The sequence below is a fragment of the Nostoc sp. genome (assembly GCF_036917935.1).
Lineage (GTDB): Bacteria > Cyanobacteriota > Cyanobacteriia > Cyanobacteriales > Nostocaceae > Nostoc.
Map to the genome: position 1 here is coordinate 73,513 of NZ_JBALEL010000060.1, position 20,453 is coordinate 93,965.

A 20,453-nucleotide genomic window follows, 5' to 3' on the forward strand; every position below is an offset into this window, starting at 1 on the left:
TAAATTGTCCCATTACGACAGACCGATCTCGAAAATATCGCTTTTTGTACCTTTATGACATCGGCTTGCAAAAATTCACCTATCGCGGTTTTCCCTTGAGTGCAGTACAGTTTTGACTTCATACCATTTCACACAAACCCTGATACATAAAGATTTCTTGTAAGGGCACAGCATTGCTCATTAGTGTCAACTTAAGCCCAAACCCCTTTAAAAACCTCGTTTCCAGCCCAGAGGCTGGAAATGCACCTCATTGCGGCTCTGCCGCAATTCAAGAGGCGGAGCCTCCTATAGGCATTCCCAGTCAGAGACTGGGAACGAGGCAATCTTTAAAAGCTGTGTCTAGACTGGTTTTCACGTTAAGTTGACACCAATGAGCATTGCTGTGCCCCTACCAACGTATTTGTATCATTGATTAAAGTAAAACGGTATCACTCCAAACCTCTCTCTTTTGAGGAGAGAAGCTTTGAATTTTACTCCCCAAGGTACAAAGGTTGGGGCTGAGGGTTAGGTCTGTATTGGACTCAACAGCAAACCGCTATATTACTCTGAAAAAATAAAATATTGTCGGTTGGGTTGAAGAAAGTGAAACTCAACCAAATCAAGGATTCTTGGTGTTGAGTTTCGTTCCTACCCCGACTCGTGAGAGTCAGAGAAAAGCGCTAATCAAGCGAATATAATATCAAAGCTTTCTTTCTTCAGTCACTAAGGTTAGACTAACCCATTCGCCTTTCTCGTTGTAGCTGCGAATCATCCGCTGGCGCAGGTTTGGCTGGATTAACCAACCCACTTCCAGAAAAAATGGTTGACGTAACTGCACCTTGACAGGTGATGTTGCAGAAGCGCCATCTGGTAATAGTAATACTTGCACCTGTTTTTGAGGGTCTTGGTCAAAGAGAACGATGGGGCCTTTGATAGTAGCAGTTGAAGTTATTGTGCGTAGACGCATTGGCGAAGCCTCTGGCAGAGAAGCGGCTTGTCGTGAGACATCGCCAAAAGAGGTAGTTTGAATTAATCGCCCAGCATTATCAATTTGTAATTTCAAGGTTGTAGAGTAAGTATCAGGCGAATCTCCTTCCGAGACGCTGCGCGATCGCAAATCTGGATATATTGTCACTGCTTGGCCTTGCCATTCTCCCAACAAATCATTTATCTGCAAAGGTGGACGTTCTGCTACTGAGGTTTCTGCTAGATGTTCTCGAATTAAGATGAGTTCCTTTAGCTGACCGGTATTATCAAACAGTTGCACTAGACGCAAGCGCTGATTTTTATGAACAAAAGCGAGTTCTCCACCAAATTCGGAAAATGGCCCTAGCTGAATTAAACCTTCAGAAAATGAACCATTTTCAAAAAACAGCAGACCCCCTCCCACAGAACTAAATTCTCTGATCACATCTTGTCCCGAACGGCTCAAAGTTAGGCGCACTGTCTGGTTATTGTTCAAATGTTCTAGAGAAAGACGGGTTGGAGTATCTTTCAGAAGTGTCCCTTGAGGAGAAAAATTGCTAAATGAACCTTCCCAAACACCGAGATTCTGCAAAAAACATTCCCATTGCGATTTCATAACGATTTCTCCCTTTGTCCTTTACCCATCCCCAATCCCAATCCCAATCTCAATCCCCAACCTAACCTTTAGCAAAACGTCGGACAGCAAATAAGCTCCCCATTAATCCTACAGCTGCACCGAAACTCAAAAGAATCAGGGGCAATAATAAAATTTCTGTTGGAGTGAGTTGGACTCTGTTGGTGATGACTTGGATAAACTCAGGTTGATTGACTAGCAACTTACCGAGAAACTGTTGAATCACAGAAATGAAACTCCAAGCGATCGCACCACCGACCAAACCAAAAACAATTCCTTGTAAAATAAAGGGGAGGTAAATCCAAGCAGAAGTCGCTCCCACTAGTTGCATAATTTCAATTTCCTGGCGTCGCGCCATGACAATCAGCCTAATTGTGGTGGTAGTAACAGCGATCGCACTTAAAGTCAGAATAATTGTAATTGTTAAAGTAATCCAGTTCAGACCTTGGTGCAACTGGGCAATGCGTTTGACTACTTCATCGACATACTGCACCGTCTCAACTCCTCGTAATTTAGCCAACTGCGTTGCTAAGGTTGGCACAACTTGAGAATTACGGGCTTTCACCTTCATCTCATCAACCAGAGGATTCTCACCTAGCTGCTGGGTAGCACCTTCAATGTCAGAAATTCTCATTTCCTTAACTAACTTAGTCCAAGCTTCTTCTTTGGTAATGGTTTTTATCCCCGCCACCTCTGGCATTTTTGCGATTAGTGGCTCAATACTTTCGATCCGCGTATCTGGTTCGAGATAAACTGATACTTCTAGCTGGCTACCAAACTGATAGAGAAGTTTTTCGACTTGCCAAGAGGTTTGCAAACTCAAGCCGAATAAAAACAGTAACACCGTCACAGTACTGATAGCTGCCCAATTCATCCAACCTCCGCGCAATAAACCGAGGAAAGTTTCTTTGAGCAAATAGTCAAGTTTCGTGAGAGATTTAAACATAAATCACCCCAATAAGTAATTCAAAATGCAAGAATGCAATTAGCTCTGCGCGATGCCAGTTGCAACAACTTTAGAAAAGTTCGCAACGCACTGGCTCAGATAGGTGAGATAACACCACCATTTATACTCGATAGTAGAAATTTTGAATCTGACTTTTCCCCCCTTTCTAAGGAGGGATTAAGGGGGGTAATTCGACTTGTGTGTACACCGTAGCCTTGCAGGAGAGAGGCTTTGAATTCTCCCCCTTCCCTATTAGACAAGGGGGCTGGGGGTAATGGCACTAAAAAAAGATATAGCCCTTGCCCTGACTGGTTGACTGGTTCCCAGCCTCTAGGCTGGGAACCGATTCTGGGAGGGCTGCCGCCTCCAGTAGCTTGACGGGAGGCAGAGCCTATGAGAATACATTCCCAGCCTAGAGGCTGGGAACGAGGCGACACACATGCCTTTAGGCTTTACAAGCGTGCCATTCGGGGCTGGGGGTTAGGTTTCGCGTTAGCTTTTGCAGATGACGTGAAAAGTCAGATTTTGAATGAGTCAAGTGCCAAAAACATCATCAGTTGCGATCGCAACTGATTTGTTACCGAAAAATAAATTTTGAATTTGGAATTTGGAATTCAAAGCCAAGCGACGTGAGGAGCTTGATAGAATAAGAATAGTAGGAATTTTCACCATCTAGCCATCGAGACTCATGCCCTCTGAAATTGCTGTAGAGAAAAAAAAGTTAAAAAATCCACCTTTGGAGCTTCATTATTTAGGCGATCGCGTGCTGCGTCAAGCTGCAAAGCGGATTTCTAAAGTAGATGACGAACTTCGCCAAATAGTGCGCGAAATGCTGCAAACTATGTACAGCAAAGATGGCATTGGTTTGGCTGCGCCCCAAGTAGGAATTCACAAACAATTAATTGTCATCGACCTGGAACCAGAGAACGCAGCGAATCAGCCCTTGGTGTTGATTAACCCCATCATTAAACAAGTCAGCCGCGACATCTCTGTTGCCCAAGAAGGATGCTTGAGTATTCCCAATGTATTCCTAGACGTGAAGCGCCCCGAAGTCGTGGAAATTGCCTATAAAGACGAGTACGGTCGTCCCCGGACATTAAAGGCGAATGACCTTCTGGGACGCTGCATTCAGCACGAGATGGATCACCTTAATGGCGTGGTATTTGTAGATCGTGTAGAAAATTCCTTGACTTTAGCCCAGGAGCTATCTAAAAATGGCTTCTCGTATCAAGCGGTGAAACCAATAGCATAGGGGGCTAGTAGTGTATTTAACTCCAAAAAGCGGTTTATTTCTGGGTGGTTCTTGTGTAAGTGCGATCGCCGCCGTCGGTTCGATTTTTGAACTCAGTTACGGACACCCAGATTTTGGTGTCACAGCCACGGCAATTATCCTGGTATTGAGCATTCCACTCACAGGGTTATTTTTCTTTGCCGCAGTTAAGGACGCAAGGGCTAACATGAAATAAGCATCAGGTACATAAAAAAGGTAAAAGGATGAAGGAAAAAGGCAAAATTCATTCTTTTACCTTTTATTTTTGCTCTCCATCTTCCACTGCCCCTAAAGCTTTTAGCGTCACTAACTGCGCTGCGGTTAACCCTGTAACCCCGGTGATATTCATTTTTTCATAGGGACGTGGCGATCGCAGTGTTCTTAGGCAATCACCCGTCAATACATCCCAAAGCTTAATTGTCTCATCTTGGCTACCACTAATCAGGGTTTGCCCATCGGGACTAAAGGCAACTGACTTTACCCAATTAGCCCCCTGCAAAGTTTTCAGGCACTTGCCATTATAGACATCCCATAATTTTATCGTTTGGTCTTCACTGGCACTAGCTAAAGTCTGTCCATCGGGACTAAAGGCAACTGACCAGACTCGATTAGTATGTTCTTGCAAAGTTGTCAAGCACTTGCCCATGTCAACATCCCATAACTTCACCGTTTGGTCATCACTGCCACTAGCTAAAGTCTGACCATCTGGGCTGAAAGTAACCGACCTGATCCGATTGCTATGTCCCTCTAAAACTTGGATGCATTCTCCTGTATAAATATCCCATAACCTGACTCTTTGGTTTTCACTGCCACTAGCTAAAGTTTCACCATCGGGACTAAAGGCAACCGATCTTACCCAACTGGTATGCCCTTTCAAAGTTTGGAGACATTTTCCGGTGTGGACATCCCATAATTTCACCGTTTGGTCGTCACTGCCGCTAGCTAAAATTTCACCATCAGGACTAAAAGCCACTGACCTGATTCGATTGGTATGTTCCTGCAACCTTTTGAGACATTGCCCGGTGTGAACATCCCATAATTTAATTGTTTGCTTTTCGCTGCCGCTAGCTAAAATTTCACCATCAGGACTGAAAGCAATTGACCGTACCCAACTGTTATGCCCTTGCAAAATTTTGAGAAACTTATCGTTACGGACATCCCATAATTTCACTGTTTGCTTTTCACTGCCGCTAGCTAAAATTTGACCATCGCGACTGAAGGCAACTGACCTTACCCGATTGCTATGCCCTTGCAAGGTTGTCAACGACTTACCATCCTGGACATTCCATAACTTCACTGTTTGGTTTTCACTACCACTAGCTAAAATTTCACCATCAGGACTAAAAGCAACTGACCTTACCCGATTGGTATGCCCCTGAAAGGTTTTCAGACATTTACCATCACAAAGATCCCATAACTTCACTGTTGGGTCATCACCGCCGCTAGCTAAAGTTTGACCATCAGGACTAAAGGCAACCGACCAGACCCGATTGGTATGTCCCTGCAAGGTTTTCAGGCACTTACCATCATGGACATCCCATAACTTCACCGTCTGGTCATCACTGCCACTAGCTAAAATTTCACCATCGGGACTAAAAGCAACTGACCTTACCCAACTATTATGCCCCTGCAAGATTTTCAGGCACTCACCATTGCGGACATCCCATAACTTTACTGTTTGCTTTTCACTGCAACTAGCTAAAGTTTGACCATCGGGACTGAAGGCAACTGACATAATTCGATTAGTATTCCCCTGCAAAGTTATCAGACATTTTCCGGTGTGGACATTCCATAACTTCACTGTTTGGTCTTCACTGCCACTAGCCAAAGTTTGACCATCGGGACTAAAGGCAACTGACCTGACCCAATTGTTATGCCCGTGCAAGGTTTTGAGACAATTACCGTCCTTAACCTCCCATAACTTCACTGTTTGGTCATCACTGCCACTAGCTAAAGTTTGACCGTCGGGACTGAAGGCAACTGATTTTACCCAACTGCTATGTCCAATACAACTAAACAGTAGTTTTCCATCTTCAACTTGCCACAAGTAAGTCTTGCCATCAGCATCACCCGTAGCCAAAAGTTTTCCATTCGGGCTAAATGCGACTGACGAAATACTAACTAATGTTTCTGCAAAAACGGACTTAGCTAAATCAGCATTGGCAAAATTTACCCGATGCAGATTCACACTTTGTAAATATGCTTGCCAAATAGTCAGATTAGAAAAATCATAACCGCTAAAATCAGTTTGTAGTTGACAAAGAATATTTAAGAGATTTCCACCTGCATATCCTGCTCTTTGGGGAATCTGCCGCAGGGACAATAAAATTTGATATAGATGATGTTCAATATTTTTAGCATATCTAAAAATAGTTGATAACCGATCTATAATTGGTTTAATAATCAGGGTAATCTGAGTGTTTCTAATATAATCTTTGGCCGTAGCTTCCATTAAAGCATGGCTCATAAATCGTCTAATATTACGAGTGGTAATTTCGTGACAAACCTGTTCAATCAGTTGGTCAGTCATGTATTCCATGACCACAGACTGGAGGGTGAAAAGTGCTGTTCTTTGTTCAATTAGCGATCGCCTCCGTAGAGATTCTAGCGCCTCCAGTACTTCCCTTTTGGACAAAGGACGCACAAGATCATTTAGCAATTCGTCTAGAGAAACTAACTCCCGCTTGATTGCTAGCCAATAAATTATTTCTTTTTCGATCTCTGACAACCGCTCAAATTGCTGGTCTAGTAAATTCCGGGTGTCGCCAAAAATTATCTCTCCTTCAGCCAAAAAAGCAGCAATATCACCATCAAATAACTCCCGAATTGGCTCAGAAACTAGCTTTAATGCCAAAGGATTGCCGGAATACTTCTCAACTAGTTTGGCCCATTCCTGTTGTGAGCCAAATAACCCTTTATCTTGGAGAATTTCTTGCCCTTCTGTTTTTTCTAAGCCAACTAATGATAATGTTCTGACTGGTGATGCTTCTCCCTCTAAAGGAGCAAATTCTTTTGGTTTTTCGCGAGATGTCAGCACCAAACAGCTTTGATGTGGTTCTTCCCCTACCCGACTAAGTAGTTGACCATAATCTTCATATTCTGGTTTATATTGTCCAGCGCGATCGCCTTCTTGTAAAATTGTCTCTGTATTATCAAATACCACAAGACAATGATGCTCTCGTAAATAATTAATCAGCAGTGTTACTCTACTATCTACGGTTTCTGGCAAATCTGTTTCCCTATCATCAGATAAAAATCTGATCAGGTTCGCCAACATCTCTGCAACGGGTGGCGCATTACGGAGACTTCGCCAAATCAAATACTCAAAATTCTCCTGAACTTCTTTTGCCAGTTTCACCGATAAAGCAGTTTTGCCAATTCCGCCCATCCCCAATATTGCCACTAGTCGGCAATTATCCTCAATTAGCCACTGCGTTAGCTGAGACAATTCTGTTATGCGTCCCCGAAAAAAGCAGACACCAGGGGCTTCACCCCAATCTTGGCGGTTTTGGGTAATGGATTTCTCATTTCCTGAAGATGCTTGATACTCAGATTCTATAACTTGTTGTAACTTAGTGAGCTTACCTGGGCCGCTACCAATAACATTAAATTTTTTGTAAACTTCGCTTAATCTTTTGCGTACTGCCTCGGCACTGATTGCCAATTCTTTAGCGATCGCATTTGGCGATTGTCCCTCAACAGCATATAAAAACACCTCGATCTCGCTGTTAGACAAGCACCGTTTTTCGGCTAAAACCAAAAGAACGTTTTCGGGAATGACACTCATACTCACACTCATACTCATTACAGACCAATGTTATCTCACTATGTGAGATAACATTACTGCCAATCCGGTATCCCCTGAATATTTTGGGGTAGACATTTGTTGCTCTGGGAATGCTTTCTTGGGCTTTGTCGTTCTTTATCTGACGGGGTGAGCGATCGCGCCGATGAGTTTATTGTACCTCACTTAGATAGATTAGACCTCTTGCATAAATCAAAAATAAAGAACCCCACCCCGCATTTGAGTAAAGCAAACGCTCCCCTCCCCTTACCAACTACGGTGTACACACAAGTCCTAAAAACCTTGCGTGATTTAGCTTGACTCGTTCCCAGGCTGCCTCGTTCCCAGGCTTGACTCATTCCCAGGCTGACTCATTCCCAGGCGGAGCCTGGGAATGCATTCATTGAGTCAGAGACTCAATGTCTAACTGGAGGCAGCAGCCCCTAATCAGCCATTCCCATGCAGCAGCCCAGGAACGAGAAAACAATGAGAATCGAGCTTTTTTCGACTTGTGTGTACACCGTAGCCCCGATGCTTTGGGGAGGAGTTGGGGTGTTAGGGACTTGTCTGCTTAGTTTCTGCAACTGGCTGCACGCGCAAACCCTCTGTCTCATCAACCGTAGGAGTGGCAATGAGCGATTCATTTCCTGTCAAACCGGATGTAATTTCTACTTCAATACCATAATCTCGCCCAACGGCAACTTTTTGATAATGCACTGTGTGGTCTTTGGTTACAGTTGCTACCTGCGTACCTCCGCCATTAACGACTAAGGCACTATCTGGCACAACAAAGGGAGGATTAGTGCGGTTAATGGCAAATTTGACATTGGCATACATCCCAGGCCGCAGCGTCGCGTCTGAATTGTGTACTTCTAATTGTGTCAGTAAAGTCCGAGTAGTTGGATCTATAGCGTTGCTAGTACGCACTACTTTACCCGTAAACACTCGTTCGGGTAACTCTCTAACTGTAATTTGTGCTGTTTGTCCAGTTTGAAGTGACTGTGATAAACTCTGTGGAACACTCACATTTACCTTTAGATTGTCATAAGCGGCAATAGTATAAAGGCTGCTATTGCTAGTATTAGTGTTGCTGGTACTGGTGTTGCCATTACCTGCTGAAATTAAAACACCTGTATTGACGTTACGTGCAGTAATCACTCCGGCAAAAGGAGCAGTGACTTTCTTATAAGACTGCAATACGGTATTACGCTGGAAGTTTGCTTGACTTGCGTAGGCGTTAGCTTGTGCTGCTTTGATATTGGCAGAGTCAGAATTAATAGTGTTTTGTGCTGCCTCAACGCTGGCAAGATTAGCTTGATATGTGGCATATTTTGTATCTGCATCTTGTTGAGGTACTGCACCTTGCTTGACAAGAACTTGCCAGCGCTGCCAACTCTGACGTGCTATTAAGAGATTAGCGCGGGCTTGCTTCAAATCAGAAACACTTTTAGCTAAATTAGCACGAGTTTGAGACACATTGGCTTGTGCTTGCACTAACTCTGCCTTCGCTTGCAGAACTTGCTGATCGGTGTCTGGTGAATCAATCTCTGCCAACAACTGACCGGCTCGGACGCGATCGCCAATATCTGCGTACCACCGCCGTAAATAGCCAGTACTGCGAGCGTAGATGGTCGTTTGGTTCAGGGCTACCACACTGCCAGGTAGTTCCACTTTCGTAGCACCAGTAGCGCGACGGGGAGCGATTACGTTGACAGAGGGTACTGTGCTTGCCTCCTTGACTGCTGCTTGTAATTCTGACTTTTGGCTTAACCGGGGTAGAATACCTATCGCCAGTAAGCTACCAAAAAAAACAGTACCAATTACAGCCCAACCAATTCCACCGATGCCGCGCCTGTGTTTTCTAGAAGTCGTTTGTTGTTCAGAATCAGGAGATGGACGATGCTGAGAATCCATAGGTAAACTGTCCTGTATTATCTAAGAAAGCAGAAATTTAGCAGCTAGAGTCATTACCTTATTAGACTTCTTGCAGAAGTGGGATAAGGGGTAATGGCACTAAGAAAAGATATAGCCCTTGCCCTGACTGGTTCCCAGCCTGGAGGCTCTTAACCGATTCTAGGAGGCTCCGCCTCCAGTAGCTTGACGGGAGGCAGAGCCTATGAGAATACATTCCCAGCCTAGAGGCTGGGAACGAGGCGACACATGCCTTTAGGCTTTACAAGCGTGCCATTCGGGTAAGGGGTAAGGAGTAAAGGGGAAAACGGCTCAGAAAAAAACCTTTCCCCTACGGTGTACACACAAGTTGTTGACTTGCATCTTAATTGCATCGACTTGCACCTTAATTGCATTGACCTGCACCTTAATTGCATTGACTTGCACCTTTGTTGCATCGACCTGCAAAAATTAATCTACCCTACGTTACGTAGTAACTTTAAAAGATTTATGTGTACACCGTAACTCCTAAAATATTTCTATGACTTGCCTTGAGATGATGACAACGAGTAGGCTGTCTTTGGATCTGAGAAATTCACATCGTCATCATCTTCATCAATAGGACGAGGTGGTTGACGCCGCATAATGCTGTATACAACAGGTACAAAGATGAGAGTCGCGACTGTTGCAGCTGACAAGCCACCGATTACAGCGCGACCCAAGGGTGCATTCTGTTCACCACCTTCACCAAGACCCAGAGACATTGGCACCATACCAATCAGCATGGCTAAGGCAGTCATCAACACCGGACGCAACCTTGTATAGCCTGCCGCTAGAGCTGCTTTATAGGCATTTTCCCCTTCTACACGTTGCTCGTTAGCAAAAGTAATCATTAAAATACTGTTTGATGTCGCCACACCGATACTCATAATTGCACCCATTAACGAAGGGACGCTCAGAGTAGTGCGGGTGACAAACAGCATCCAAATGATTCCCGCTAAGGCACTTGGCAGCGCCATCATAATAATCAGGGGATCGAGCCAAGATTGGAAGTTCACCACCATTAAGCAGTAAACTAACACAATTGCAAACACAAGTCCTAAACCAAGTCCCAAAAATGAAGAGTTCATCGTTTGCACTTGCCCGCGGACATTAATCTGACTTCCCTTGGGCAATTTTTTCTGATAATCAGCGATGATTCGATTTACATCGCCGGCAACTCCCCCAAGGTCGCGACCAGAGGAGTTAGCGTAGATATCGAAAACTGGCTGAATGTTGTAGTGATTCACAACTTGCATCACTGTGTCGCGTTTGACAGTAGCCAAATTACCTAAAAGTTGCGGTGCAGTTTGACCGTTGCCAACTGGCGTATTTTTCAGGCTGTCAATAGAGTCAATTTTGTACTGAGGAACTTGTACAGCCAGGGTGTAACTCACGCCTTTTTTGGGATCGAGCCATTGGTTGATTGCAGCTTGACCGCTTGAACTTAAGGAAGTGAGGACGCTATTGGCAACATCACGCTGGGTCATACCCAGTTGTTGAGCCTCGGTACGATCTACATCAAGAAGTAATTTTGGAGCATCGACAACTTGCTGGAGATGTACATCTACAGCGCCAGGAATGCGCGTCATCTGGGCGGCGATTTGTTGGGCAATTTCAAAGTTGCCCTTTGAGTTTTTCAGAGGGCCAGATATTTGCACGTCAACAGCAGCAGGTAAACCGAAATTGAGAATTTGAGTCACAATATCAGCCGGCTCAAAAAAGAAGGTGTAGCTGGGAAATGTCGCTTTCAATTTCTGGCGGAGTTCCTTTATGTAAGAAAAAGTTGCACCAGATTCTTTTAGAGACACAAGAATATCAGCATCAGCCTGTCCAATTGTCGCGCCGTTGTAGCCATAAGTAAGGTTGATGCCACTGGTGGGTAAGCCGATGTTATCCAGAATCAGAGCGAGATTCTCTTTCGGTACAGTCTGGCGGATAACGCCTTCAACTTGGCTGACAATTCTTTCTGTCTCTTCCAAACGAGTACCAGGTAAGGCTCGAACATGGAGGCTAAACTGACCACCATCGACTTCAGGGAAAAAGTCTTGACCGACGAACGGCAACAAAACTCCGGCACTGACGATAAAAGCACCAAATAGCACAAAAACTATGCTCCGGTGATTTAATGCTGAGTTCAGGACGTTGTAGTACCAACTGCGAAATTTCTCAAATTGTCGGTTAAACTTTTCGTGTAGCCGCCATATCCAATCTTTTTTCACAGGTTCGGCAGTTGTCGTTGTTGCCTCTTCTGTTTGGTGGTGGTTATCGCTACCATTATTGTTTTGGACTGGCGAATCTAGATGATGGCGATCGCGATTATCATGGATTTCGACTAGTGAAGAATGGCTGTGGTGATTGTCGCGACCATTATTATTTTGGACTGGCGAATCATCTATATGATGGTTGTCGCTATGACCATTATGATCCTCGCTTTCTCTATGCCAGTCCGCTTCGTGTGGTAAAAGATAGCTTGCCATTGTCGGTACTACAGTCCGAGATAGCACATAAGAAGCAAGCATTCCAAATACTACCGCCATCGCTAGGGGGACAAATAGGTACTTTGCCACTCCACTGAGAAACACGACCGGCACAAAGACAATACAAATACATAATGTTGCTACAAGTGCGGGAGTGGCAATTTGCTGCGCCCCATCTAAGATTGCTCGCTTGATGGGTTTACCTTGACCGAGATTTCGGTGGATATTTTCAATTTCTACTGTGGCATCATCTACCAGAATCCCAACAGCTAAGGATAAACCACCTAAGGTCATGATGTTGAAAGTTTGTCCCAAACGACTCATTACAATAATTGAAACTAGCATCGAGAGAGGAATCGATACGGCTACAATTACGGTGCTGCGCCAACTTCCCAGGAAAATCAAAATCATCAGCGCGGTGAGACAAGCTGCAATCAATCCTTCTTTGAGAACGCCTTGAATAGAAGCTTTCACAAATATAGATTGATCGAACAAAAACGCTAAATTCAATTCTGGGGGCAAGGTGGATTGGATGCGAGGCAAAGTTTTTTTGACTCGATCGATCACATCAATCGTTGAGGCATTGCCACTCTTTAGGATACTAAGTAAGCTCGATCGTCTGCCATTCTGACGTACAATGTTCGATTGCACACCAAAGCCATCTCTTACCTGCGCGACATCACGAATGGAAATGATAGTACCATTAACTTGCTTAATTGGCAAGTCATTGAGGGCTGCTACCACGTCTGGACTATTGTTGATTTGGACGGCGAAGTCGCGATCGCCTATTTTCATATCACCTGCGGGCAAAACCAGGTTTTGGGCACTGACAGCATTAGTCACATCTTGGGCAGAAATGCCATTAGCTAACATCGCTTGGGGATCGATATCAACCATAATTTGCCGAGGTTTACCACCATAAGGCAAAGGTACACTCGCTCCTTGCACTGTTGCTAATTGGGTGCGGACGAAGTTGGTAGCATAGTCGAAGAGTGCTTGTTCTGGTAAGGTTTTGCTACTGACACTCATCTGGATAATCGGCACGGAAGAAGCGTTGTATTGAATGATGAATGGCGGTGTAATCCCAGGTGGCAAAGGGCGGAGAATTGTTTGGCTGACAGAGGTAATTTGAGCGACTGCTGAGGCAATATTAGCGTTAGGTTGGAAAAAAACCTTGACGACGCTAACACCACTTAAAGATTGAGACTCAATGTGTTCGATGTCACCAACAGTTGTGGTCATAGCGCGTTCGCTAATGGTGACGATTCGCTGTGCCATTTCCTCAGATGTGGTACCACTGTAAGTCCAAACTACGCTGACAACCGGAATGTTAATTGCGGGAAAAATGTCAACTGGTGTACCAAATATCGTGACTACACCCAGGATCACAATCATCAAAGCGGCGATCGCGAATGTATACGGAAGACGTAAAGCAATTTTGACGATCCACATAGTTAGTTAGGACACTTCAAAAGTTTTTTGGGTTAAAGCTGTTTTACTGAGGTTGGCGTTTGAGCTAATTGCAGTTGTTCTGTTTGGAGTTGCTCAACTAGCCACTCAATTTCTGATTTGATCACTTCAACTGCACGCCTTTGCACTTTCGCTTGATATAAATCATCAGTAACTTCCAGTGCTTTTTTCTCTGTAAGGCGTAACTGGCATAACATCAATCGATGTTCAATTAACTGCACTCGTTCTTCGGGTAATAAATGACTAAAGAAAAAAAATTTGATTAAGAATCGCGATCGCATATTCACCCAGCTTTCATGAGGAAATGCCAGCATCTCTTGATACCAAGTGGTTTTACCGAGTGGTGTAATCTCATATACCTTTCCACACTGTCCACCTTCTTCTACTTGTTCTGCACATAGGATCGCTTCACCTTGTTCTTCCATGCGCTTCAGCAGAGGATAAATCGCGCCATAGTTGACACAAATACAGCAACTCATAAACATTTCTAGTTGCTGTTTGAGCCGATAACCATTTAATGGCTCTCGCTGTAATAGACCTAATACTGCTAGCTTCAGCATTTTGATATATCAATTTGATATGTCAATCAACAATATCAAATTCAGCCTTTTTAGCCAAGTACTTAAGGTTCAACTAGATCAGCAGGATTCCCCCACTATAGGCGTACTCGCTTTAGTGGGGGAGGAATGCGCGTGAGCAGACGATTCCACCTGTCTGCAATCTGACTCTTCGTAGCTCTGGTGCAAGTAGGCGGGTGGATGAGTCTGTGAACAATTTTCTTGATCTTATTGTCTTCAACAGCTATGATACTCATAGAGTTTGTTGAAAACATGAATCAAGTTATCACGGCAAAATTAAAGTTAAATCTCACCGCAGAACAAAAATCAGCAGTGCGTGATACTACATTGGCTTATCGTGATGCTTTGAACTATGCTTCAGCAATCGCTTTCGATAACGGCAAATCTAGCAATGGTGCTACGTTGCAAAAACTCGTCTACAACAGTCTCCGCTCTGACTTTAAGTTAGGCGCACAGATGGCGTGTAACGTGCCAAGACAGGTATCAGCAACGTTTAAGTCATTGCGGGCATTACTTAAACAGAACAATGAAGCGATAAAGAAAGGGCATACTAAAAAGCGTTTCAAAGGGCTTGATGAAGCTCCTAAATACTCATCTCGAACTGTTACCTTGAATTATCAGCGAGACTATTCATTTAAAGCTGACCAATGCGTTAGTATTGGAACGCTAAATGGTCGAATAGTTGTTCCTTACGAGGGCTGGAATAAACATCTAGACCTAATTAAAACCTGTCCTATTATTGGAGCGGCGAAGATAGTTTACCAGCGTTCTTCCAAGACTTACTATTTGATGGTGAGTCTTGAAATTGAACTACCAGATATCTCACCAACTACTATCACCAGAGTCTCTGGGATTGATGTAGGCATGAGATATTTAGCGGTAGAAACGGATCTAAAGAATAAGTCTGCTTTCTATTCTGGTAAGGCATCAAGGCATAAAGCGAACCAATACCAGAAGGCTCGAAAAACTCTACAGCGTAAAGACACCCGTTCTGCAAAGCGACGATTAATCGCTTTATCGGGAAGGGAGAGACGGTTTATCGCTGATGTGAACCACCAAATCAGTAAAGAAATTGCCAAGCCCAATAGCTTGATTGGATTAGAAAACTTGACCGGAATCCGAGATAGAACTAAATCTAAGACGGGCATTAAAGCAAGCAAGAAACAGCGTAGAGCTAATCGAAACAAAACTAAATGGTCGTTTGCTGAACTGCACAGTTATATTGACTATAAATCCAATTTGATTGGCAGTTTAGCAACTATTGTTCCAGCACATTATACTTCGCAGAGTTGCCCAAAATGTGGGCATACATCGAAGGCTAATCGACCGAACAAAGGTCTGATGTTTCGCTGTGAATGTTGTGGCAATGAATTACACGCTGACTTGGTTGGAGCGCGAAATATTGCAATGAGAACGTTGCTCGTTCGGCAAGACTGGACGGGTACGGGGAGCTTGTCAGTATCCCCTGATGTGTCGCGTGATGAAACCAAAGCTGATATCATGCTCATGTTTTCAGGATTGCGGTGGAGCGTAGACACAAGCCCCCACCATACGTGTACTCCCGTTGGTGGTGGGTAATTGACTTGTCAGAATTCTCTGTGATGCCGCATAAGTTACCTGTGGGCTAGTTACAGGCGAGTGAGACGCCCACCTCACAATAGGTAGTTGAGTATTTTCTTAATTGAAATAATTTTCTCTACAGTTTACCTTGACCTAAGTCACTTAGTTACTTTATAGTGAGTTTAACAGTAGAAACCACGGTGACTTAGTAAGGTTACGGGTGAAGTAAAGAAACTTAGTGAGTAAGGCATAAAGGCAAAGACTGGAATTGCAAATTCTGAAAAAGGCAAGTATACAAATTGCCTGGAGGAATTTCGAGGGTTCAATGCGCGTAGTGCGCGTTCTGTCCTATTACGCGCATTGAACACCTAATTTTTGATCGCCAGATTGCCCTGGTAATTCATCAAAGAGCTTAATTTTTCATGAGCCGCAAATATCAAAACCACCTTCGTTGGTATTCCCACTCCACTCAGGAGTAGGACTGTTGTCTACCTTGGCTTGGTGGGAGCAAAACTGTGGAGATTCGCTGTTTCCTTAGTGTGGTCAGGGGAGCGCCAACTGCTGCCTAGATTCAACTTTCAAAATAGGAAAAAACTATGAAACCCAGTCTCAAAGATAACGATAATCTGCTGTTCAATTGGTTTTGTACAGGACTCAAATATTTTCTGCTAGCGCTGCTGGGGTTAGGAATAGCCTTTGTTGTCTCTCACACTCTTGGGGCTAATGCGATAGTTGGGATGCTTTTATCTGCAAGTCTACGGTCATGGGTTGCGAAGATAGCCATTTTCCTAATCTGTCTATTTGCGATCGCCATGATGGTTGAGTCTTGGGGTTAATCGTAGGGACTCAGCAATGCTTATTCTCTCATATTGGGAGAAAGGGAGGTTGGAGAATTTCCTCCCCTCTCCCAAAATTGGGAGAGGGCAAAACTCATACAGCTAAAATAGAAGAATGCTCTCAACTCCCACTCAACTACTGCGACTGTCTCAAGGACAACTGAACTTACTAGAAGTTTGTCCGCGTAAATTTCAACATACCTACCTCGAAAAACTCAATTCGCCCTCAAATCCAGAACAAGAAGAACGGCTAACTTTGGGTAGTCGCTTTCACTTGCTAATGCAGCAGCAAGAAATGGGTTTGCCAATTGATGGTTTCCTGCAAGCAGATGCTCAACTGCAAAGCTGGATGCTAGGTTTTGCCGATGCAGCCCCAGAAATTTTAACTGCTGCATCTGATAATCAAACTTTTCGTGAAAGTGAACACTATCGCACCCTGCAACTTCAAGACTATTTGCTGACGGTTGTCTATGACTTATTGATTGCAGATAACCAACAAGCACAAATTCTTGACTGGAAAACTTATCCGAAACCACCCAATCAACGCCACTTAGAATCCAACTGGCAAACACGGCTTTATCTGTATGTATTGGCTGAAACTAGCGACTATTTGCCAGAAAACATTTCTATGACTTACTGGTTTGTCCAATCTGAGGGTAAGCCGCAGAATATTAAATTTAATTACAATACGGCTCAACACAGACAAACAGCAAAGAAACTTAATCAATTGTTAAGCCAGTTAACTAATTGGCTGGAATCTTACCAAAATAACCAGCAGTTTCCCCAAGTGGCGGAGGGTAGCAAAACCTGTGATTATTGTCAGTTTGCCAAACGGTGCGATGCCGAAGGCGGTAAACTACGCACACAAGCAACTGAAGAAGCAGTAAAAGACTCATTGCCAAATTTTGACAGTATTCAAGAAGTCTCACTCAACCCCATACATTAGAGGATGTTTGTAAAATCCAATCGGGGTATAAAGAGATTATAAGTTTTAAATTTATGTAAAATTATGTCCAGCTTTGACGAAACTGAAGCAGTTTATGTACGCGAATTAGGAATTGATGACATTGCTCCCGTTTACCACATGGGAGAAGGGTTATTTACCAGCGATTTATATCCTTATTTATACCGCACCTGGGACGAATGGGAGGTGATTGGACTTTACAACACCGATCCAGAATACTGTCTTGTAGCTGAAACAGATGGGGAATTAGCAGGATTCATTTTGGGAACCATCATCACCAAAGCATCCTGGACTTACGGATATATTTTATGGCTGGGAGTTAGTCCGAAGTATCAGCGTCGGGGAGTTGCAGACAAGTTGGTTGATAAAGTTGTCGCCCGGATGATTGAAGATGGGGCGCGGTTTATGCTGGTAGACACTGATCCCACCAATACTTCAGCATTAAAGTTTTTTAGTCGCAAAGGTTTTGGTAATATCCGCCAGCATATTTTCTTGTCGATGAATTTAAGCAAGCATGAATATTATGGCAGATTAATTGATTACGAACACCAAAAAGCTGAAAGAGCAGGTTATAAGCGATGTCTACGACGGGCTACGCCTACGCGTCCAGCAATTCGTGCCCGTAAAGCTGATAGTGTTGCTAATGAAGTCGTCCTCAATCCTCTAGTGAATGAATCTCAAATAACTGAGGATGAATCTCCAATCTAACAAAAGTTAGGAGTAGCCCCTTTCAAGGCGGGTAAAATTTGGGGACGATAATTCCTCTTTTCTCCGTGTTCTCTGCGTCTCTGTGGTTTAATAAATTACTTTTAAACCGTAGACGCATAGAAAACGCAGAGAGAAAAGCATTATGGCGATTGTTAATTTTGAATTTAGAACAAAGCGACGTGACTTATGTGTATAGAATTTGGGCGGGAAATCTCCGGCAATCTTGATATTGCAGAATCGCGGGAGTGGTTAGTTACTAATGGTATTGGTGGTTACGCCTCTGGGACTGTGGCTGGTTTATTGACCCGCCGCTATCACGGACTATTAGTAGCAGCATTGAAACCACCTCTGGGTCGCACCTTAATGCTGGCAAAATTAGATGAAACTGTATTGTATGGCGATCGCTCTTATCCTCTACATACCAATCGTTGGGCAGATGGTATTGTTAGTCCCCACGGTTATCAACATATTGAACGTTTTTCTCTGGAAGGTACAATTCCCGTATGGCGTTTTGCTGTTGCCGATGCCTTATTAGAAAAACGCGTGTGGATGCAACAAGGCGCTAACACAACTTATATCCAATATACTTTGCGTCGTGCCACTCAACCGCTGAAGTTGACACTCAAAGCAATGGTCAACTACCGCGATTACCACAGCGACACTCAAAGCAATGATTGGCAGATGTCTGTTGAACAGGTGGAACAGGGAATTTGTGTAACTGCTTATCCGGGTGCTGTACCACTGTATCTGTTGAATGATTCGCCCAAAGGCGATAGCTGCGCTTCACGCGCTAGTGCATCTGTTGCCCACAATTGGTATTATGGCTTTGACTTAGCAGTTGAACGCTATCGAGGATTGAATGACAAAGAAGACCACCTCCACGCCGCCACCTTTGAAGTTACACTGAATCCTGGGGAAGCGCTCGCGTTTGTAGCCAGTACAGAAAAACAACCAAATCTCAATGGTGAAGCTGCACTAAAGTTACGTCGCGCTCAAGACCAGAAGTTAACAGGATTTTGGAAAACTAATCGACCCCTCAACACTAAAGAATCACCTAGTTGGATCAACCACCTAGTACTAGCTGCTGACCAGTTTATTGTCGATCGCTCATTGCCAGAAGACCCCCACGGTAAAACTATCATCGCTGGTTATCACTGGTTTAGCGACTGGGGACGCGACACGATGATTAGTCTACCTGGTTTGACAATTTCCACTGGTCGCCCAGAGGTAGCCCGTTCAATTCTTCGCACCTTTGCTAGATATGTAGACCAGGGAATGCTGCCTAATCGCTTTCCTGATGCGGGTGAGCAACCAGAATATAATACAGTCGATGCTACTCTCTGGTACTTTGAAGCAGTTCGCGCCTACTACAGCGCTACAGACGATGATACTTTGCTTGGTGAACTCTTTCCCATACTTGCAGATATCATTAATTGCCACAGTCGCGGCACACGCTACAACATCCATCTCGATGCAGCCGATGGCTTACTTTATGCAGGCGTTGCTGGTGTACAACTCACCTGGATGGATGCCAAAGTTGACGATTGGGTAGTTACGCCCCGAATTGGCAAACCGATTGAAGTTAATGCCCTCTGGTATAATGCTTTACGGACAATGGCAAAGTTTGCCCGTCAGCTTGGTAAACCACACCAAGAGTATGAGGCAATGGCAGAGCGTGCAAACTATAGATTTTCTCGCTTCTGGAATGAAGAGACAGGTTATTGCTATGACGTTTTAGACAGTCCTGATGGTGATGATTCCGCGTTGCGTCCTAACCAAATCTTTGCTGTTTCATTACCAGAAAGTCCGCTAACATCTTCCCAGCAAAGGGGTGTGGTGGAAGCTTGCGGGCAAATGCTGCTGACTTCTCATGGGTTGCGATCGCTTGCCCCCGACCATCCCCGTTACCAGGGGAAATACGGTGGCAATCAGTATCAACGTGATAGAGCTTACCACCAGGGGACAGTTTGGGGTTGGTTGTTGGGGCCGTTCGTCTTAGCACACCTACGCGTCTACAAAAATCCTGAGCAGGCTCGTCAATTTTTGGAACCAATGGCTAATCATCTCAAAGCACACGGTCTTGGCAGTCTCAGCGAAATTTTTGATGGTGATGCGCCGATGACTCCACGAGGATGTATTGCCCAAGCGTGGACAGTGGCAGAGGTTTTACGTGCTTGGTTGGCGACGGAGATTTGATCCAGAGAATAAATCATACGATTTCGCTATGAGTATGCACTTAATATTTATAAAACGTTTATAGTTGCAGTTAATCCTGGCTGAAATTTAAATGATTACAATGCAGTAAGCAGAGTAATTGCCAATCTTGCCACTGAAAATGTAGAACTTCCA

General features: G+C 44.1%; 14 protein-coding genes. 8 read left to right on the top strand and 6 right to left on the bottom strand.

The window, feature by feature from the left end; genetic code table 11:
- Window positions 1-679: 679 nt before the first annotated feature.
- The gene (locus V7K62_RS25475; protein ID WP_334869003.1) at window positions 680-1,561 is read right to left on the bottom strand and encodes a DUF3598 family protein; all 882 of its coding nucleotides are present in this window, start codon (window positions 1,559-1,561) and stop codon (window positions 680-682) included.
- 61 nt (window positions 1,562-1,622) lie between these two features.
- Window positions 1,623-2,525 carry a cell division protein FtsX gene (locus tag V7K62_RS25480; RefSeq protein WP_334869005.1) on the bottom strand — a complete coding sequence of 301 codons (903 nt, stop codon included), beginning with the start codon at window positions 2,523-2,525 and terminating at the stop codon, window positions 1,623-1,625.
- A gap of 393 nt (window positions 2,526-2,918) precedes the next feature.
- Between V7K62_RS25480 and V7K62_RS25485 the strand changes: the two genes are divergently transcribed.
- The 3 genes from V7K62_RS25485 to V7K62_RS25495 all read left to right on the top strand — a co-directional run bounded on the left by V7K62_RS25485 (window position 2,919) and on the right by V7K62_RS25495 (window position 3,991).
- Window positions 2,919-3,098, top strand: coding sequence for a hypothetical protein (locus V7K62_RS25485; RefSeq protein WP_334869007.1), 180 nt, complete (start codon window positions 2,919-2,921; stop codon window positions 3,096-3,098).
- Window positions 3,099-3,213: 115 nt separating this feature from the next.
- The gene (gene def, locus V7K62_RS25490) at window positions 3,214-3,777 is read left to right on the top strand and encodes a peptide deformylase (RefSeq protein WP_334869009.1); all 564 of its coding nucleotides are present in this window, start codon (window positions 3,214-3,216) and stop codon (window positions 3,775-3,777) included.
- Window positions 3,778-3,787: 10 nt separating this feature from the next.
- The gene (locus V7K62_RS25495) at window positions 3,788-3,991 is read left to right on the top strand and encodes a hypothetical protein (RefSeq protein WP_334869011.1); all 204 of its coding nucleotides are present in this window, start codon (window positions 3,788-3,790) and stop codon (window positions 3,989-3,991) included.
- Window positions 3,992-4,054: 63 nt separating this feature from the next.
- Here the strand turns inward: V7K62_RS25495 and V7K62_RS25500 are convergent, their stop codons facing one another.
- The 4 genes from V7K62_RS25500 to V7K62_RS25515 all read right to left on the bottom strand — a co-directional run bounded on the left by V7K62_RS25500 (window position 4,055) and on the right by V7K62_RS25515 (window position 14,018).
- Window positions 4,055-7,582 (bottom strand): NB-ARC domain-containing protein, encoded by a 3,528-nt coding sequence (locus tag V7K62_RS25500; protein WP_334869013.1) that lies wholly within the window; start codon window positions 7,580-7,582, stop codon window positions 4,055-4,057.
- 552 nt (window positions 7,583-8,134) lie between these two features.
- Window positions 8,135-9,493, bottom strand: coding sequence for an efflux RND transporter periplasmic adaptor subunit (locus tag V7K62_RS25505; RefSeq protein ID WP_334869015.1), 1,359 nt, complete (start codon window positions 9,491-9,493; stop codon window positions 8,135-8,137).
- A gap of 515 nt (window positions 9,494-10,008) precedes the next feature.
- Window positions 10,009-13,440, bottom strand: a complete 3,432-nt coding sequence (locus tag V7K62_RS25510; protein ID WP_334869017.1) for an efflux RND transporter permease subunit — start codon at window positions 13,438-13,440, stop codon at window positions 10,009-10,011.
- Between the two features lie 32 nt (window positions 13,441-13,472).
- A complete protein-coding gene (locus tag V7K62_RS25515; RefSeq protein ID WP_334869019.1) occupies window positions 13,473-14,018 on the bottom strand; it encodes a helix-turn-helix transcriptional regulator in 546 nt (181 codons plus the stop codon).
- A 270-nt stretch (window positions 14,019-14,288) separates the two neighbouring features.
- Here V7K62_RS25515 and V7K62_RS25520 point away from each other — a divergent pair, with 270 nt between their 5' ends.
- From V7K62_RS25520 to V7K62_RS25540, 5 genes are all read left to right on the top strand, one after another.
- Window positions 14,289-15,614, top strand: a complete 1,326-nt coding sequence (locus tag V7K62_RS25520) for an RNA-guided endonuclease InsQ/TnpB family protein (RefSeq protein WP_334869021.1) — start codon at window positions 14,289-14,291, stop codon at window positions 15,612-15,614.
- Between the two features lie 578 nt (window positions 15,615-16,192).
- Window positions 16,193-16,432 (top strand): hypothetical protein, encoded by a 240-nt coding sequence (locus tag V7K62_RS25525; RefSeq protein ID WP_334869023.1) that lies wholly within the window; start codon window positions 16,193-16,195, stop codon window positions 16,430-16,432.
- 115 nt (window positions 16,433-16,547) lie between these two features.
- Entirely contained in the window at window positions 16,548-17,378 is an 831-nt protein-coding gene (locus V7K62_RS25530) for a PD-(D/E)XK nuclease family protein (protein ID WP_334869025.1), read from the top strand.
- A 63-nt stretch (window positions 17,379-17,441) separates the two neighbouring features.
- Entirely contained in the window at window positions 17,442-18,104 is a 663-nt protein-coding gene (locus V7K62_RS25535; protein WP_334869027.1) for a GNAT family N-acetyltransferase, read from the top strand.
- 186 nt (window positions 18,105-18,290) lie between these two features.
- Complete coding sequence (locus V7K62_RS25540) at window positions 18,291-20,300, top strand: amylo-alpha-1,6-glucosidase (protein WP_334869029.1); 2,010 nt, start codon at window positions 18,291-18,293, stop codon at window positions 20,298-20,300.
- Window positions 20,301-20,453: the final 153 nt, after the last annotated feature.

What these genes read in the sequence shown, in the direction of transcription:
- V7K62_RS25475 (WP_334869003.1), bottom strand. Translation starts at nt 1,561, where the DNA reads ATGAAATCGCAATGGGAATGTTTTTTGCAGAATCTCGGTGTTTGGGAA.
- V7K62_RS25480 (WP_334869005.1), bottom strand. Translation starts at nt 2,525, where the DNA reads ATGTTTAAATCTCTCACGAAACTTGACTATTTGCTCAAAGAAACTTTC.
- V7K62_RS25485 (WP_334869007.1), top strand. Translation starts at nt 2,919, where the DNA reads ATGAGAATACATTCCCAGCCTAGAGGCTGGGAACGAGGCGACACACAT.
- def (WP_334869009.1), top strand. Translation starts at nt 3,214, where the DNA reads ATGCCCTCTGAAATTGCTGTAGAGAAAAAAAAGTTAAAAAATCCACCT.
- V7K62_RS25500 (WP_334869013.1), bottom strand. Translation starts at nt 7,582, where the DNA reads ATGAGTGTCATTCCCGAAAACGTTCTTTTGGTTTTAGCCGAAAAACGG.
- V7K62_RS25505 (WP_334869015.1), bottom strand. Translation starts at nt 9,493, where the DNA reads ATGGATTCTCAGCATCGTCCATCTCCTGATTCTGAACAACAAACGACT.
- V7K62_RS25510 (WP_334869017.1), bottom strand. Translation starts at nt 13,440, where the DNA reads ATGTGGATCGTCAAAATTGCTTTACGTCTTCCGTATACATTCGCGATC.
- V7K62_RS25515 (WP_334869019.1), bottom strand. Translation starts at nt 14,018, where the DNA reads ATGCTGAAGCTAGCAGTATTAGGTCTATTACAGCGAGAGCCATTAAAT.
- V7K62_RS25520 (WP_334869021.1), top strand. Translation starts at nt 14,289, where the DNA reads ATGAATCAAGTTATCACGGCAAAATTAAAGTTAAATCTCACCGCAGAA.
- V7K62_RS25525 (WP_334869023.1), top strand. Translation starts at nt 16,193, where the DNA reads ATGAAACCCAGTCTCAAAGATAACGATAATCTGCTGTTCAATTGGTTT.
- V7K62_RS25530 (WP_334869025.1), top strand. Translation starts at nt 16,548, where the DNA reads ATGCTCTCAACTCCCACTCAACTACTGCGACTGTCTCAAGGACAACTG.
- V7K62_RS25535 (WP_334869027.1), top strand. Translation starts at nt 17,442, where the DNA reads ATGTCCAGCTTTGACGAAACTGAAGCAGTTTATGTACGCGAATTAGGA.
- V7K62_RS25540 (WP_334869029.1), top strand. Translation starts at nt 18,291, where the DNA reads ATGTGTATAGAATTTGGGCGGGAAATCTCCGGCAATCTTGATATTGCA.